Source organism: Thioflexithrix psekupsensis (assembly GCF_002149925.1).
Taxonomy (GTDB): domain Bacteria; phylum Pseudomonadota; class Gammaproteobacteria; order Beggiatoales; family Beggiatoaceae; genus Thioflexithrix; species Thioflexithrix psekupsensis.
Map to the genome: position 1 here is coordinate 85,986 of NZ_MSLT01000007.1, position 16,789 is coordinate 102,774.

A 16,789-nucleotide genomic window follows, 5' to 3' on the forward strand; every position below is an offset into this window, starting at 1 on the left:
TATTTTTCAGGAGATAGCATAAACCACTAATCGGCTAATTGAGTCAATGCCACTTCGGCAAATGTTGGATCAAATTTAGGCATATCCTCGGCGTTTAAAATGCCTGCTTGTTTTAAGAAATCAGTGTAAATGCTCACTGCTTCTTGCGTGGGAATAATATCGCGGCTATACACAGAAATGCCCTGTTCTAAAGAAAAGCGAATCACCTCTTCAGGAAAACCAATTTGTTGACTCCATTGTTTAATGGCATCTTCAGGGTTTTTCAAAATATGATCAATGGCTTTTACATTTGCCGTAATTAAATCTTGTACTAATTCAGGATAAGCGGCAATAAAATCTTCTCTGGCATATTCGCCATTACCGATATAATGATTTTCCTTAATGGGCATAATCTTTTCTGCTTTTAACAGCACTTTAGAATGTCCAGCAGCTAACGCATTAGACACGTGCGGATCCCAAGTAATCCCTGCGTCCACTGATTTATTTTCCAATAAAGTGGGAACGTCAGAGCCTTTGGTCTTAAATAACAACACATCATCCGCTTTCAATCCCACGTCACTTAACGCTTTTAATAACAGCGGATATTGCTGTGAACCTTCACCGGGGAAAGCAATTTTTTTACCTTTCAAATCCGCCACACTTTGCACGGGAGAATCGATAGGAATAATAATGGCAGTTTGCTCTAAAATAGAGATACCAATTAATTTAGCGGGCAAACGCGCCGCAGCCACCATTGCTGGCCCCATTCCCGCCGAAGCGATTTGCAATTGACCGGCGGCCATCGCTTGATTCTCAGGCGCGCCATAAGAAAAAGAGCGCAATTCAATTTTAACATTGTGCTTTTTCTCAATCTCTTCTAATAAGCCCATTGCCTTCGCAATATAAATTGGCATTGTGGCAGGTTGCACGCCATAATTAACCACTTGTGTGGCATAACTGAAACTTGAACCCAATAAGCCAACTAATAACAACAATAAAGGTAAAAAATAATGTCGCTTCATCATTGAAACTCCTACGATTAAAAACAACTCAGAATAATCATATTAACCCGATAACAGACGTTTATGAGTATGCACACCCATTAGTAGCCCAAAGCCTGCCATCAAAGTGACAATTGAGGTGCCACCGTAACTAATCAATGGTAATGGCACCCCAACCACCGGTAATAATCCCGAAACCATGCCCATATTCACAAAAATATAAACAAAAAAAGTCAACACCAAACTGCCCGCCAATAAACGCGCAAAATTACCCTGCGCCTGCAACGCAATAACCATTCCACGAGTTAAAATAAAAAGATATAAACTGAGCAAAATTAACACGCCAATTAAGCCAAATTCCTCACTAAAAACAGCAAAAATAAAATCCGTAGACCGCTCAGGTAAAAATTCCAAATGAGATTGTGTGCCATTTAACCAGCCCTTACCATACAATCCTCCCGATCCAATCGCAATTTTAGATTGAATAATATGATAACCTGTTCCTAATGGGTCTGCTTCTGGATTTAATAGGGTTAAAACGCGCTGTTTTTGATAATCGTACATCACTTGCCATAATCCCCAAATCACCACAGGAATTAAAGCCAAAGATACCGCAATCAATTGCCAATACAATCCACTGAGCAATAACACAAAAATACCTGATGCAGTAATTAATAATGCTGTCCCTAAATCGGGTTGTTTAGCGACCAATAAGGCAGGAATTAAAGTAATTAATAAAGAAATAACAATTCGTTGAAAATTAGGCGGTAACGGTTTATCCGATAAATACCAACTGACCATTAACGGTACGGCTAATTTCATCAATTCTGAAGGTTGAAAACGAATCAATCCGAGATTTAACCAACGTTGTGAACCTTTGGACACATCCCCCACCAATAACACCGCAATTAACATAAATAAACCAATCCCATAAATCCACGGCACCCACGTCAAAATACTTTGTGGGCGTATCTGCGCCAAAATAATCAATACCACAAAACCAATACTAATTCTCACCACCTGTCTCAATACAACATCCACATCCTGTCCACTGGCACTGTACAAAATCACTAAACCCAATACGGTAATAATGAATAAACCAAGCAATAACGGCTTATCTAAATGAAAAAAATCGTTCTGATTCCAACTAATTTGCATAACAGTTAATAACCATAAAAAATAGAGGATAACCCACAGTGAAACAAAGTTACCCCTTATTGCACTCAATCACTTGGCATCCGTTTTAAAATAAGGGATCGACCTTATAGACCTGACTTTTCATTGTCGGCATACTTATCACACTTACATTCCTCCAAATGTATAGGCATTCATTACACCTCAAATGGATGCCTTTTTTATGGCCGTCGATTCACATCCCGTAATAAAATGGGCAAGGCTGCTTTTAAATAAATTAACATCGACCATAAAGTTAAACCCGCCGCAATATATAATAAAATCATTCCCATTTCATAAATCGGTAAAAACCAGATTGGATAATGATATAATAGCATTAATAAGGCTATCATTTGTAAAGTGGTTTTTATCTTACCAATATAAGAAACTGCCACTTGTGTCCTTTCTCCCAATTCAGCCATCCATTCACGCAACGCTGAAATAGCAATTTCCCGTCCAATAATCACCACCGTCGGAACAGCCAACCACGGCGACGGATTGGCTTCCACCAGCAGAATTAATGCCGCCGCAACTATTAATTTATCCGCTACAGGGTCTAAAAACGCACCAAATTGCGATGTTTGCTGCCAACGACGCGCCAAATAACCATCAAACCAATCCGTCAGCGCAGCAACCGCAAAAATCGCTGTACTCAAAAAATTCGCCCAATAACCCAGCGGTAAATAAAAAACCACCATTAAAACTGGAATAAGTGCCACCCGTAATAAAGTTAAAAAAATCGGAATATTCATACCGTTAAAAGTGCCATAAATTTATAGTCAATTATTTCGTTATTATGCTATGAATCTACTTATCGAAAAAATGCTAATGTAGATAAGGAGAAATTATAATGATGTCTTTTATATCCATAGACCCCATTAATCAAACTTTTTAAGAAATGAGAAGACGTGTGGAATGATGTAGAAACCTCGCCACAAGATAGAATGGGAATATTTGTCCCATCAATTTGATGTCGCTTATGGCATTTTATATTTAGCCAGTGATGAAAGTAAATATGTCATGGGCATTCAATTAACCATAAACAATCGAATTTTCGCCCATCCCGAAGAAGCCAAACCGAAAATGTCACGTCTTTGCCACTATTTTTCCCGTAAAACTTGAAAACCACAGCTTCTTTAAATAATACTTAAAACTCCAAAGGTATCAAAACATAAAATGGCACATCGATCATGCTCACTCGTTCCTTCATTCGGCAATTATTGCCACAGACTCAACCTGCGCCTCCGGTCTCATTTATTTCTCCGCTTTCAGGGCAGCATTTACAGCGTGCAGCGGTGTTATTACCGCTGGTGGATAGGGGGGATGGCTTTTATTTAATTTTGACCCAGCGCGCCGCGCATTTACATCACCATCCCGGACAAATTTGTTTGCCCGGCGGCCGTTATGATCAGCACGATCATTGTCTTATTGAAACCGCTTTACGGGAAACGGAAGAAGAAATTGGATTAAGTCGAGAATTTATAGAAATTGCAGGCTATTTAAATGATTATGAGACCATCACTGGTTTTTTAATTACTCCCGTGATTGGTTTTGTCAAAACTGGTTTTGAATTGCGTTTAGATCAATTTGAAGTGGCTGATTTATTTGAAGTGCCATTACATTTTGTTTTAAATCTCCACCATTATGCGCAAAAACAAGTGGAATTAAACCAAACCATTCACCATTATTATGTGCTGGATTATCACGGGCGCATGATTTGGGGGGCAACAGCGAGCATTCTACATGATTTCGCCGAACGCTTACATTGGCGTTAAATGATCTTTTAATTGCATGGCTTGAGAGTGATTTGGATTACACTGTAAGGCACGTTGAGAAAAATGCAAAGCAGATTCAATATTGCCCAATTGATAGTGCAGTAATGCCATATTGAAATAAACACGGTCTAATTCAGCCATGCAATCGCTTATCTTTTCTGTCATTTGGGTGAATAAAGCCAGCGCAGTATGGGGTTGATTGATTTGTAAATATAATTCAGCCAATTCTTTATAACAACGCAAGCAATTGGGATTTAATTGAATGGCTTGTTTCAACGACTCAATGGCGCGCATCGGCTGCCCAATACGCCGATACGCCGTGGCCAAATATTCATAAATAATACGTTGTTCAGGATGTTGTTGTGACGCGTGTTGCCACAACGTGACATCATTTTGCCACATGGTTTGCTGTTGGCGCGTGAGTAAAGACAAGGTTAAAATTAAACCCAATAAAACCACCCCCATCATGATTTGAATCACTCGCTTTTTGTCTTGTAAAAATCGTATTGTCACTGCACTCAACAAAGCATAAAAAGGCAATATTGGCAAATAAACAAAACGATCCGCACCCGCTTGAATTTGATTAAAGCTAATAATACCCAAAACAGGAAATAAAGTGATTAAAAAAAATAACCAAGACATCAAAAGAAAGCTTAAAGATTGCCGACGCAAAAATAAAAATAAAGTGATTAAAATAACCGCCAACAGCGGCAAAACAGTTAATTCTTCAGCTTTTGGCAAGGGATAGAAAACAGAAAAACCGACAGGAATAATGGCATGAGATAAGTAGAGTAAAATGGTTTGTGCCGCATTGAGTAAGCGAAAATCCAATGAAACTTGTTGTAAATCAGCTAAAACCGCACTTTGTGCATGACCATATACGGTGAATAAAGCAGGAATCAATGCCAATAGAAAGAATGGCACTTTTTCTAATAATAATTTCTTTATACTTTCCTGCGGCAAACGCCGTAATAAATACACATCAAATAACAATAAAATCACCGGCAACGTCATCACAATAGGTTTTGCACCAATCGCAATGATAAAACAAAAAATTGCCGTAAAATACCATATTTTTTTAACTCTATTTTGTTGGGCTTGATGATATTGAAAATAACAAAGCACAGTCAATAAAAATAAAGCCAAACTTAACACATCCTTACGCGAAGCAATCCACACCACAGGCTCAACATGTTGCGGATGAATCGCAAATAATAACGCGGCAAATGCAGCCGTTATTTGGCTAAAAAAGGGAGAATGCTGAAACTGAGATAAACGCAGAATATAAGCTATCAGAAAAAACAATAAGACAACATTAATACCATGTCCTATTAAATTACTTAAATGATACCCAAACGGATCAAATTGCCAAAAGTAATAGTCAATTGCAAAAGAAAAATAAGTACTTGGCCCCCAATACGCCATGTCCGTTTGCGTTAATAAACCCCAAAAATTAGACCAAGAAAAACCGCGAATAAACTGATTTTCTACCACATAACCATAATCATCATAATAAACAAAATCGTAAGATAAAACAGGAAAATAAACGAAAAAAGTAATTGCTAATAAAGCAAAAACTAAACTCCATGTAAAGATAATTCTCATTATTTAATAAAATTAACCGCGTTGGGCTAAATAAGCCGGTAAGTTTAATAAAGCAGGTTGCACCCGATATAAAAAACCCACAATCGTTGCTGTAACCAATCCTTCCACAATGGCGACCGGTAAATAGGCAAAACCAATTAACATCATTAATTCTAAAAACGCCTTTTCTCCCGCCCAATATAATGCGCCATTTAATAAAATTATACCTAAAATAATCGCCACACTGCCCGCTAAAAAACCACGCCAAAAAACCTGTTGATGTGAATAATTCGTTAAATTTTGCCCGAATAAGTAATAGCAAATCACGGCAGGTAACGCCATAATTACTGTATTCACTCCCAACGGCGTTAATCCCCCAAAACCAAACATGAGCATTTGTAAACTCAGACCAATAAAAATAACGGGAAACGCCACCCAACCCAACAATATGCCGCATAACCCATTAAGCACCAAATGAATACTGCTCAATCCAGCAGGCAAATGAATCAAACTGCCCACAAAAAACGTCGCCGCCATCATCGCCGCCAACGGCACACGGTCGGTAGATAATTGACGTAAACCAATTGTAATGCCTGCTGCACTCATCAGCATTCCCGTAGCCAACACAGGCAAAGTTAGCGCACCTTCTGCGATGTGCATGAGGGGTCTTCTCCATTTTTATTTTTTAAAGAAAAACAACGAGTTTGCCACCATAGCCACAAACCCGCTACACCAAAAATATAACCCAATCCCCCCAAAATATCGTGCCAGCGAATTTTAGCTTCATAAGCATCTATTTGTTTTTGTAACTCAAAAAGTTGCGCGTGCAAAGGCTGTAAAGCCCTCTCCAAATGCGCCACTTCCATGTCATGACGATACTGATCAACTTGCGCATTTTCAATCGCTTCCGTGGCAGTTTGCACGGGAGACGGCCGCAATGCCACCGGCACATCAGGCGCAGTTTCACTTGCCTCCGTCACCTGTACACGAAAACGAGCCACATGACCCGATCCCGCATTCGCCACCAATTGGTAATCGCCAGAATGTGAAGCCAAATAACTAAACTGTCCCTGCGAATCCGTAGTGACTTGGGCGATTTTTGTTTCATTAAAATAAATATCCACCGATATTTCTTTAACAGAAACTCCGCCCGCAAAATAAACTGATCCCTTTATTTCCAATCCTTGCGCACTGGCAAATAACTTTAAACGGTGCGCTTGCACATTTTCAAACCATAATAAACCCAATAAAATAATACTGAAATAAAACAAAATGCCACCTTTATTCATGGTGATGTCATTCATATCAACCACTCCACTTATCACTCAAAAATAACGTTGAAACAATGAACGCTCATCACCATCGTACTATAAAGCCGACTGCAAAAGAAGACAAGGCACAATCTGTCTAAACCCCAAAACCACTCATTCAAAAACCTCATCCACAATGCCAAATAATTCTACAGGTATTTCCAAACCAATAGCGCGGATAGAACTTAAATTAATTGCAATCTTTGGCGGTTCTTCAAAAACTTGCGGTAAATTTCGCGGTAATGCGCCATTAAAAATTTTAGCGATTGTTTCTGCATAAAAATTGCCCACACACTTATGCCCCGCCAATGCAATGCTCATTAAAACACCCAATTTAACATCGCGTGAACCCTGTTGAGAAAACGTGACAACCTGATTTTTATTAAAAATAGGCACCAACTTTTCCACCACATCTGGCGTTAGACCGCGATGGCGAGTGATATAAATTGCTTTTGTTTCTCCCACTAATTTTTCATAACAAGCGAACACTTCCTGTTTAGCCACTTCCAAATCAGTGTTAGAAAAGCTGGCATGACAAGTTACTAATTCAATTTCGCGTTCTTTCACCAATTTTTCCACATCATTGATCGCCGCATAACTGCGTCCTTCTTCTGAATTTTCATACACCACCCCCAACCGATCAAACCCCATCGTGTCATGAAACAACATGAGTTGACGCGCATTACGACTGGGGTCGATTTTAGCGTGCAGGTGATCGTAGCCTGAATCTTCTACGCTTTTAATAATTTTTGCTTCTAAGGCATCAGCCACCGAAGCGGCCACTGTTGGCGTATGATGCTCATCATTCGCCAAATCCAAAGCCGCCCACGTCCCCAAAGCCAACATCAGATCAATATCTTTTTGTTCATTAAGGCGTTTTAACACAGCGGCTTTGGTGGCAGGGCGCAACTCAGCATCCCAATGTGATGTCCAATACGCATCAGCGACAAATTCGACATAATCGCTGCGTATCGAGGTTGCCAGCCATTGCCACAATTGGCTGTTGTCTTTGTCGTCGGCTTGTGTGGGTATTGCTTGATCTTCAATCCATCCCAAACTCACCAAACCGTGAAAAATTGCGATTAAATTCATTTGGTAATCAGCAAAAGGGCCGCCTTCCAAATAACCAATACGCCATTTTTTCCCATCATTGGTTTTGGCTTGTACGGGATAATTGGCTTGTTTTTCCTGAGAAAATACAGGAGAAATTGAACCCATAAAGATCATTAAAATGATCCATAAAAAAGTATTTAAAAAGAAATATGGCGTATTAAAAAGTGTTTCATTATCGTCTATTCAATAAAAAGGTTAAGTTATACTACATTAAAAAGTAAAACAAACAGGCAAAAATTATTTTTCTTTGTACATTAGGCGTAAAGTATATCATTAGCAATCGTTATTTTGATTAACGAATACAATAGCTTGATTTATCAAGATAAATTGACTTTTTTTTGATTACAAAAACGCTAAATAAACATGGATTTAACTTATCAATGTAGAAAAATCTAACGGAAATAAAACGCATAATGAACACACATCAAACAGACAATCACTTCTCGAATCGAGTATTAACTTGGTTTGATCGACACGGACGCAAACATTTACCGTGGCAACAACAACCGACCCCTTACCACGTATGGGTGTCAGAAATCATGCTACAACAAACCCAAGTCACCACCGTGATTCCTTATTATCAACGGTTTATGGTGCGTTTTCCGGATGTTTCTGCGCTGGCGACGGCGGGCGTAGACGAGGTATTGCACTATTGGACAGGATTGGGTTATTACGCTCGTGCGCGTCATTTGCACCAAGCGGCGCAACACATCCACTCTCAACATCACGGCATTTTTCCCACCCAATGGGCAGAGATTGTGGCATTACCGGGCGTTGGGCGTTCCACCGCAGGCGCAATAATGGCCTTGGCCTACGGACAACGTTATGCGATTTTAGATGGCAATGTGAAACGGGTTTTGTGTCGTTACCATGCGATAACTGGCTGGTCGGGTTCAAGTGCGGTCAGTCAGTCCTTGTGGGCGTTGGCGGAAAAATACACACCCGCCAATCGAGTCGCTGATTACACCCAAGCCATGATGGACTTAGGGGCATTAATTTGTCGGCGAAGGGGGGCATTGTGCGAGGAATGTCCTTTACACAGCGATTGTCAGGCTTACCGGCAACAAGCGGTAGATGCCTATCCACACAGCAAACCCCGCAAAGCAACTCCTGAAAATCATTTGATAGTACTCGTGATTGTAAGCGAAAAAGGACTTTTACTAGAAAAACGCCCTGACACAGGAATTTGGGGCGGATTATGGAGTTTACCGCAAGTTTCTGACATGACCGCGATAGCCGATTGGTGTAAAACACACTGTCAATTCACCCCGACAAATTGGCACACTTGGCCGAGTCTGAGCCATCAATTGACCCACTTACGATTACATCTTCATCCGGTGGCCATTGTTTTGCCTGAGGGAAATGCGCCTAATTTACTAGCGGTTGCGCCGTCGGCTTCGTTTTGCTGGTACAACTTTGATGCACCGCCTGCGCTGGGATTACCGGCACCGGTGGTGCGCCTAGTGGAACAAATTAAAATGAAATGTTAAACATTTCAGAATTCTGATAAAAATAATCCATTTGAAGACTTTTTTATATTTTAACTTGAATTTTTCACTGAATTAAAATTCACGGTTATCAGAAAACCATTACCGTTTGTCGGTTATTTTTTATAAAATAGAGAAAAAACAGATAGATAAGTTTTTCTCTCAGAGAAAAATCAGAAAAAGTCTCATAGCCCATTTTTGCATATCGTTTTAAACTATTCATCAAGAGCTAACAAGAGGAATTGAGTGCTTGATTGAATCAACAACTTAGAATTTCTGTAAAGTTAGCATCATCATGAATTTGCAACTGAATTTTAGATTTCGAGCAATCGAAGGGGATCACAAATGAACATGAAAAGAAAATTACTGGCCGTTGCTGTGGCCGGTGTATTAATGGGCGCATCTTTCGCATTACATGCAGCACCCGGTGGCAAACCGGAAAACGCAGGAAATCCCGGCAAAATAGAAGTGTGCCATAACGGTAAAACATTAAGTGTTGCTGCGGCTGCGCTGAAGGGATTACTCAATGCTGGCGCAACAGAGGGAGCTTGCCCTGCTGAGGAACCGGCCGAAGAAGAACCAGAAGATCCCGTTGCTGAAGAACCAGCCGAAGAAGAACCCGTTGCTGAAGAACCGGCCGAAGAAGAGCCTGTTGCTGAAGAACCAGCCGAAGAAGAACCTGTTGCTGAAGAACCAGCCGAAGAAGAACCTATTGCTGAAGAACCAGCCGAAGAAGAACCCGTTGCTGAAGAACCAGCCGAAGAAGAACCTGTTGCTGAAGAACCAGCCGAAGAAGAACCTGTTGCTGAAGAACCAGCCGAAAAAGAACCTGTTGCTGAAGAACCAGCCGAAGAGGAACCTGTTGCTGAAGAACCAGCCGAAGAAGAACCTGTTGCTGAAGAACCAACCGAAGAAGAACCCGTTGCTGAAGAACCTGTTGCTGAAGAACCAGCCGAAGAAATTCCAACTGTTGAGACTCCAGACGCAGAACAAGAACATACGTTGGGTGTGTTAGAAGAAGTGGGCGAAGAACTGGTGACAGCAAGTCCAGAAGAACAATTGAACTTGTTGCAACAGGCACTGATTACCCGTTCTTTCTACACAGAAAAATATGGTCAACTGGCCTTTTTACCCGAAGTGAAGATGGAAGTAGACGGACAAGTTCTCGTTTTCTCCTTACTGTTCAAAGCAGTTGAACAAGAAGATGGCAGTTACGAGTATGTCTTGCAAGCGGTTCAATCTTCTGAAGGTATGCCAGTAGTTTCTGAAGGCGATGCAGTTGTTGATCAAGAAAGCGCGACATTAGCACTGCCGATTATTGACTTGTTCAGTAGCTATGGCGGAACAACGGTCATTACCTCCTACACTGGCACATTAAAGATCACCAGCGTTGATCCTTTAGTCGCTGTTGTTGAAGACAGTACGGCTTTGCAACAAGTTGTTTTAGACGAAGAAGAACCAGTCGCTGAAGAACCCGTTGCTGAAGAACCAGTCGCTGAAGAACCCGTTGCTGAAGAACCAGCCGCTGAAGAACCCGTTGCTGAAGAGCCAGCCGCTGAAGAACCAGTCGCTGAAGAACCCGTTGCTGAAGAACCCGTCGCTGAAGAACCCGTTGCTGAAGAACCCGTCGCTGAAGAACCCGTTGCTGAAGAACCCGTCGCTGAAGAACCCGTTGCTGGATAAAACGTAAGCGAAAAATCAGAAATGGACTGCGTTTTCACAACGGAGTCCATCTGAAGTAAAACAAAAAAAGGGACAATGTTTCACAGACACTGTCCCTTTTTCATTTCTGCTGTCAACCCACTAAAAAATTTAACGCGCCACTCCCAATCCCCTCAATGCCTCGTCCATCACCGCAGAAAACACAGGCGCAGCAATTTGTCCACCGTAATATTCTTCACCTTTCGCCTCGTCAATCATCACAGCCATCACCCACCGTGGATTATCCACAGGAGCTAAACCCACAAACAAACTAATATACGCACCTTGCACATAACCACTGCCTTGATGCTTACGCGCTGTGCCTGTTTTTCCGGCCACCCGATAATTCGCAACCTGTGCCAATGGAGCAGTACCAGAGGCAGAAGTCACCCCTTCCAACAAACGTAAAACATTTTCCGCCACCGTAGGCGAAATCACTTGTGGCCAAGTCTGTGGCATTTGCGCCGTGGCGCGCACAAAATGCACCGTCGGTAAACGCCCCCCATTGCCAAATACCGCATACGCCCGCGCCAATTGCAACAAGGTCACATTCAAACCATAACCAAAAGCCAATGTCGCTTGATCCACCGTTTGCCACTGCTCAGGAAGCGATAAATGCCCCTTTGCCTCACCGGGAAAACCACTAGCCGAAATATCACCAAAACCAAATTGCCTCAAAAATTGCCACAATGCCTGCGCGTCTAACGACAAAGCAATACGACTTGCACCCACATTACTCGATTTCTGCATCAAAGTGGCCAAACTGATTTCGCCATAATTACGCGGATCGCGTACCGTATATTTTCCCAACTGAAAATAACCGGGACGGGTATCAATTCGACTGTTCAGCGTGTAACGCCCATGGGCTAACCCCGCAGCAACAATAAAAGTTTTCATCGTTGATCCCGGTTCAAACACATCAGTCACCGCTCGATTGCGATACACGCCACCATCTCGACGTAAACGATCATTGGGATTGTAGGCGGGTTGGTTCACCATCGCCAACACCTCGCCTGTATGCACATCCAACAAAACCGCTGCACCTGCCCGTGCTTCCGTTTTCTCCACGACAGTTTTTAATTCCCGATAAGCCATGTATTGTAAACGTCTATCAAGCGTCAATTCCACATCCTGTCCATGACGGGGATTTTGTAAAACTGCCAATTCTGCGACCGAATGCTTCTGTGGTGTTTGTATCACTTGTTTACTGCCCGCCACCCCCATTAAATAACGATTTAACGCCAATTCCAAGCCTTCTTGTCCTTCGTCATCAATATTAGTAAATCCCAAAATATGCGCCGTAATTTCTGCTTCAGGATAATAACGCCCATATTCTTGTTGTAAAAAAACACCTTGTAATTTCAAGGCTTGCACCGCTTGGGCTAACGACGGCGGCACATGACGACGAATATAGGCAAATTCCCGTTGCTCTCGCCCACGTAACAAGTGCAATAACTCTGGCGAAGATAAATCAAGCACTTGAGATAACACAGGAATCTGCTCAGGCAAGGCTAAAAATAATTTAGGATTCACCCAAATCGACTCAATCGGTGTACTCATCGCCAACGGAGTCCCATGCCGATCCAGCAACAAACCACGGTGTGCCGGCAACGTCACCGTGCGAATATGCCGCGCATCCCCTTGCGTTTGCAAAAATTGGGTGTGCATCACCTGTAAATACGCCGCACGCGCCAATAAAATACAAATAACCAGCACCATAATTAACAATAACCACTGTCGCCGTCCCCAATACGATTCCACAGGTGGCACATCAAGGCTAGAATTGGCGCGGGGACGTGGAGAGGGAGGAGATGGAAGTTCAGTTTGGCGCAAGTATTCGAGTAATGTTTTTTGGGGGGAGCGTTTAATTTTCGAGTGTGGGGTATTTTTTGCGCCTTTTCTCCGAAAATAACGCCATTTGGAAAAATAAGAATCGCGTTGACTCACGGTTTAATCCATTTTTTCTGTGTGGCATCAGGTGGTTGCATGTGTAATTGTTGACGTGCTAAGGTGTCAATGCGGTGGCTATGCGACCATGTGCTGTATTCTAAACGCAATTGTGTTTCTTCTTGCTGCAACTGTTCGCGTTGTTGTTGTAACTGCTGCAATTTTATAAACATTTGACGGTTTTCATGCCGCACCCAAATCAAAGCCAATGCAGATGTCAATAAAGCCACCGCAAGAATCAGGGTCATGATGTGTAGAAAAAACTTCATAAGTACCTAATAATAAGTAATTTTATATTCGTGATTCACTCCAGCTAAGAGGGTCAACGGTGCTTTTTTCAACACACCGCAGCAGAGACCCATTTTATACCCATTTTTGACGCGGTCTATTCTCTCTACTAAAAATTATAAAACGACTTAACTTTTTAAAAATCACGTCAAATCCAAATGTTCAACCCATTCATACACATCAATCGCAGATTGTTGCTGACAGCAGCCTTTTTGACAAGAGCCTGCAAAATGCACGCGCCGCACTTTTCCTTTACGCTCCCAATGTGCCAACATCGGCATTAATATTTGCGCATCAGTATTAAAATAAGACGATAAATCCAATAAAGTTGCACGACGATGTTGCATTAAATATTTTTTAATGTCTAAAAGCCCCATCATTAACGCTCCTATTTTAAGAAAAAATTAATAATGTAGAGATAAAAAATAATCTCTACATTATCTGATTTTATTAGCTTGTGGCTTTCTGCAATTCAGTGGTCGCTGTCAAATTGCGATAATGAGGATTGCTTTTTAAACGCATTAATAACACCACACAAAAAAATAAAGTCATTAATCCACCAATCCAAATTGCCGATTGCGTGGGATGTTGGCTAAATGTGGCGGCTTGATAAAAAATAACCGCAGACATGTAGCCCAAACCCGTTGTCCAAGCCACCACAAACAGCGTCCACCGCGCGCCCGTTTCCCGATAAATCGCCGCCGTCGCCGCCACGCAAGGAAAATACATCAAAATAAACAACAAGTAAGCAAACGCCGCTGCACCACTGGCAAAACGGCTCACCATCGCGCCAAATGCACTATTGGATACGCCTTGTGCTTCAGCCACCGTTTCTAATTCGTCTAATTGACCAAATTCTAAAGGGTCTAATAATTTTTGATGCAAAGCCGATAAATTCTCAGGAATCGTCGCCAATGCACCACTTAATCCTGCCCATAAATCATAAGCCGATTCACCATTTTCACCGTCGCCTAATTCTGGATTTTCTGCGCGGTCTAATTGGGTGTAAATGGCGTTTAAAGTGCCTACGATCACTTCTTTCGCCAATACCCCAGTAAATAAACCCACGGTAGCTGGCCAATTATCCTCATTAATTCCCATCGGTTCAAATGCGGGCGTTAAAGTGCGGCCAATTTCACTTAATACCGACTTATCCGTATTATCATGTCCAAAACTGCCATCTGTTCCCCACGCATTTAAAAAGCTAATTACCACCACCATTGGCACAATAATTTTACCCGCCCGCAAAACAAAGCCTTTTAACCGCTCCCAAGTATGGCGTAAAATAACACTTAATTTTGGCACATGATAACTGGGTAATTCCATAATAAAATGACCCGCATCACCGCGTAATAAAGTATATTTCATAATTAATCCGCTAAGAATAGCCACCACAATCCCCAGCAAATATAAACCAAAAACCACATTTTGTCCTTGACTGGGAAAAAACGCCGCGGCAAATAACGCATAAACGGGCAAACGCGCCCCACAAGACATAAAAGGATTCATTAAAACGGTCATATAACGGTCGCGTGGATTTTCTAAAGTGCGCGTGGCCATAATTGCAGGCACATTACAACCAAAACCCACAATTAACGGCACAAATGATTTACCCGGTAAACCAATAAATCGCATAAAGCGATCCATGACAAATGCCGCTCGCGCCATATAGCCCGAATCTTCTAAAAAAGACAGGAATAAATAAAGAAAACCAATAATGGGAATAAACGTGGCCACCACTTGAATGCCCCCACCAATCCCACTGGCGAGTAAGGTACTCATCCATAAGGGAAATCCTAAACTATCCAATAAATGTCGTCCGCCTTCAACCAATAAAACGCCCGTAAATTGATCAAAGAAATCAATAAAAACACCGCCTAATGTAATGGTAAAAGTGAACATTAAATACATAATCGCCAAAAAGATAGGAATTCCTAACCAGCGATTTAATACAATCTTATCAATTTTATCTGACCAAGTGACAGAAAAAACCGCATTTTTCTTTAAAGAAACCTCGACCACTTCGCTAATAAAACTATAGCGCGCATCGGCAATCATAATGTCTAAATCTTCTTCAAATTCATGCTCTAGTTCAGCCCGTAATTGCAGCGTTTCTGACATTAAGCCTGCGGGAGATTTTTGTGCAAAATAAGCATCGCCTTCTAGCCATTTTAAACATTGCCATGTAGAGTAATTGTCATCGGTAAATGCGCTCACTTTAGTTAATGCTTGTTCTAAAATAGCGGGATAATCAACGCGAATGCTTGGCTTTTTTGGCGCGGCCGCCATCTGGTTAATAACGTCGCGTAAATCCGTTAAACCCTTGCCCTTACTCGCCGATAAAGACACCACAGGAATGCCCAAACGTTCGGAGAGAATATTTTCAAAAATCGCATCTCCTCGCGTTTCTACCACATCAATCATATTTAACGCCAAAACCACAGGAATTCCCATTTCCAATAATTGCGTTGTTAAATATAAATTACGCTCTAAATTAGCCGCGTCAATAATGTTTAGAATTAAATCGACTTCACCCGATAATAAATAATCTTGCGCAATTTTTTCATCCAGCGAACGATGCTCAGAAGCAATATCTAAAGAATAAATGCCCGGTAAATCGACCAATTCAATGCGTTTATTGCCATGTTGATAAAAGCCTGTTTTGCGATCCACCGTCACGCCCGGCCAATTGCCTACGCGCTGTTTTGACCCCGTTAATGCGTTAAATAGCGTTGTTTTGCCACAATTTGGATTTCCTACCACACCGACAATATAATCGCTCATTTTTCAATTTTCTCCACTTGTAAAGCCTGCGCTTCGCCTTGACGTAAACTCAGCGAAAAACCGCGCACTTGAATTTCAACCGGGTCGCCCATTGGCGCGTAACGTACCACACTAAACGAGGTGCCGGGCGTGAGTCCCATCGCCAACAATTTTTGCCGATAGGCTTTCTGCTGTTTCTCAATGCCGACTACACGTCCCATTTCGCCAATTTTTAAATCACTTAAATGCGTTGTCATAATAACCTTTATTAGCCGATTTTTAGCGAATCGCTTTAGCGATAGATAAAACAGAAGTTTCAATGCTCTTTTTCAGCAACGTGCCAAAAAGCGCATTCCCCAAAATTGTCCCCAAATGATTCGCAGGATGGCGCGTGACACTGGTGGGACAATTCCGTAATAAATCGGTCTTGTGAATTTGGTATAAAATATCTTCGGCACTCAGTGCATTGGGATTGTAGAAAATCACCAAACTGCCCGCTTTCGGATTATACTCGGTGTTATCAATGCCTTGATATTGTTGCAGTTCTTGACATAACTGCCATGCCCCTTCAGGGCTATATTTCAGCTTATTGGCGCGAATCCGTAACCGTCCTGGAATATTGTGAACATAACAAGTCATTTTGACATCTCCTCAAAAGAAAATAATAA

At 41.7% G+C, this 16,789-nt stretch carries 17 protein-coding genes; 4 read left to right on the plus strand and 13 right to left on the minus strand.

What is annotated here, in order from left to right:
* Positions 1 to 26 precede the first annotated feature (26 nt).
* The 3 genes from TPSD3_RS04760 to pgsA form a co-directional block, all read right to left on the minus strand.
* Entirely contained in the window at positions 27 to 1,004 is a 978-nt protein-coding gene (locus TPSD3_RS04760) for an ABC transporter substrate-binding protein (protein ID WP_217884383.1), read from the minus strand.
* A 39-nt stretch (positions 1,005 to 1,043) separates the two neighbouring features.
* Complete coding sequence (gene rodA, locus TPSD3_RS04765; RefSeq protein ID WP_086487450.1) at positions 1,044 to 2,138, minus strand: rod shape-determining protein RodA; 1,095 nt, start codon at positions 2,136 to 2,138, stop codon at positions 1,044 to 1,046.
* A 197-nt stretch (positions 2,139 to 2,335) separates the two neighbouring features.
* On the minus strand, positions 2,336 to 2,905 hold the full coding sequence (gene pgsA / locus TPSD3_RS04770) for a CDP-diacylglycerol--glycerol-3-phosphate 3-phosphatidyltransferase (RefSeq protein WP_086487451.1): 570 nt from the start codon (positions 2,903 to 2,905) through the stop codon (positions 2,336 to 2,338).
* Between the two features lie 202 nt (positions 2,906 to 3,107).
* On the opposite strand from pgsA, the gene TPSD3_RS17455 reads away from it, so the two are divergent.
* A complete protein-coding gene (locus tag TPSD3_RS17455) occupies positions 3,108 to 3,275 on the plus strand; it encodes a hypothetical protein (RefSeq protein WP_176329725.1) in 168 nt (55 codons plus the stop codon).
* Positions 3,276 to 3,343: 68 nt separating this feature from the next.
* Positions 3,344 to 3,928, plus strand: coding sequence for a CoA pyrophosphatase (locus tag TPSD3_RS04775; RefSeq protein WP_086487452.1), 585 nt, complete (start codon positions 3,344 to 3,346; stop codon positions 3,926 to 3,928).
* On the opposite strand, the gene TPSD3_RS04780 is transcribed toward TPSD3_RS04775, so the two are convergent.
* The 4 genes from TPSD3_RS04780 to TPSD3_RS04795 all read right to left on the minus strand — a co-directional run bounded on the left by TPSD3_RS04780 (position 3,914) and on the right by TPSD3_RS04795 (position 8,049).
* A complete protein-coding gene (locus TPSD3_RS04780; protein WP_086487453.1) occupies positions 3,914 to 5,533 on the minus strand; it encodes a tetratricopeptide repeat protein in 1,620 nt (539 codons plus the stop codon). The genes TPSD3_RS04775 and TPSD3_RS04780 overlap by 15 nt on opposite strands.
* A 12-nt stretch (positions 5,534 to 5,545) precedes the next feature.
* The gene (cbiM, locus tag TPSD3_RS04785; RefSeq protein WP_086487454.1) at positions 5,546 to 6,172 is read right to left on the minus strand and encodes a cobalt transporter CbiM; all 627 of its coding nucleotides are present in this window, start codon (positions 6,170 to 6,172) and stop codon (positions 5,546 to 5,548) included.
* Positions 6,148 to 6,816 (minus strand): hypothetical protein, encoded by a 669-nt coding sequence (locus TPSD3_RS04790; RefSeq protein WP_086487455.1) that lies wholly within the window; start codon positions 6,814 to 6,816, stop codon positions 6,148 to 6,150. Before TPSD3_RS04790 ends, cbiM begins: the two co-directional genes overlap by 25 nt.
* Before the next feature lie 120 nt (positions 6,817 to 6,936).
* Complete coding sequence (locus TPSD3_RS04795; protein ID WP_086487456.1) at positions 6,937 to 8,049, minus strand: ABC transporter substrate-binding protein; 1,113 nt, start codon at positions 8,047 to 8,049, stop codon at positions 6,937 to 6,939.
* 299 nt (positions 8,050 to 8,348) lie between these two features.
* Between TPSD3_RS04795 and mutY the strand changes: the two genes are divergently transcribed.
* Together mutY and TPSD3_RS17460 are read left to right on the plus strand one after the other, a co-directional pair.
* The gene (mutY, locus tag TPSD3_RS04800; RefSeq protein ID WP_086487457.1) at positions 8,349 to 9,425 is read left to right on the plus strand and encodes an A/G-specific adenine glycosylase; all 1,077 of its coding nucleotides are present in this window, start codon (positions 8,349 to 8,351) and stop codon (positions 9,423 to 9,425) included.
* 342 nt (positions 9,426 to 9,767) lie between these two features.
* Entirely contained in the window at positions 9,768 to 11,105 is a 1,338-nt protein-coding gene (locus TPSD3_RS17460) for a hypothetical protein (protein ID WP_176329736.1), read from the plus strand.
* A gap of 129 nt (positions 11,106 to 11,234) precedes the next feature.
* On the opposite strand, the gene TPSD3_RS04815 is transcribed toward TPSD3_RS17460, so the two are convergent.
* The 6 genes from TPSD3_RS04815 to TPSD3_RS04840 all read right to left on the minus strand — a co-directional run bounded on the left by TPSD3_RS04815 (position 11,235) and on the right by TPSD3_RS04840 (position 16,760).
* Positions 11,235 to 13,070: a peptidoglycan D,D-transpeptidase FtsI family protein gene (locus TPSD3_RS04815; RefSeq protein ID WP_086487458.1), complete on the minus strand. Its 1,836-nt coding sequence runs from the start codon at positions 13,068 to 13,070 to the stop codon at positions 11,235 to 11,237.
* Positions 13,067 to 13,339, minus strand: a complete 273-nt coding sequence (ftsL, locus tag TPSD3_RS04820) for a cell division protein FtsL (RefSeq protein ID WP_086487459.1) — start codon at positions 13,337 to 13,339, stop codon at positions 13,067 to 13,069. Before ftsL ends, TPSD3_RS04815 begins: the two co-directional genes overlap by 4 nt.
* A 162-nt stretch (positions 13,340 to 13,501) precedes the next feature.
* A complete protein-coding gene (locus TPSD3_RS04825) occupies positions 13,502 to 13,738 on the minus strand; it encodes a FeoC-like transcriptional regulator (protein WP_086487460.1) in 237 nt (78 codons plus the stop codon).
* Between the two features lie 70 nt (positions 13,739 to 13,808).
* Positions 13,809 to 16,142 carry a Fe(2+) transporter permease subunit FeoB gene (gene feoB / locus TPSD3_RS04830; RefSeq protein WP_086487461.1) on the minus strand — a complete coding sequence of 778 codons (2,334 nt, stop codon included), beginning with the start codon at positions 16,140 to 16,142 and terminating at the stop codon, positions 13,809 to 13,811.
* Positions 16,139 to 16,378, minus strand: coding sequence for a FeoA family protein (locus tag TPSD3_RS04835; protein ID WP_086487462.1), 240 nt, complete (start codon positions 16,376 to 16,378; stop codon positions 16,139 to 16,141). The genes feoB and TPSD3_RS04835 overlap by 4 nt, the downstream gene beginning before the upstream one ends.
* Positions 16,379 to 16,400: 22 nt before the next feature.
* The gene (locus TPSD3_RS04840; RefSeq protein ID WP_086487463.1) at positions 16,401 to 16,760 is read right to left on the minus strand and encodes an HMA2 domain-containing protein; all 360 of its coding nucleotides are present in this window, start codon (positions 16,758 to 16,760) and stop codon (positions 16,401 to 16,403) included.
* Between the last annotated feature and the right edge of the window lie 29 nt (positions 16,761 to 16,789).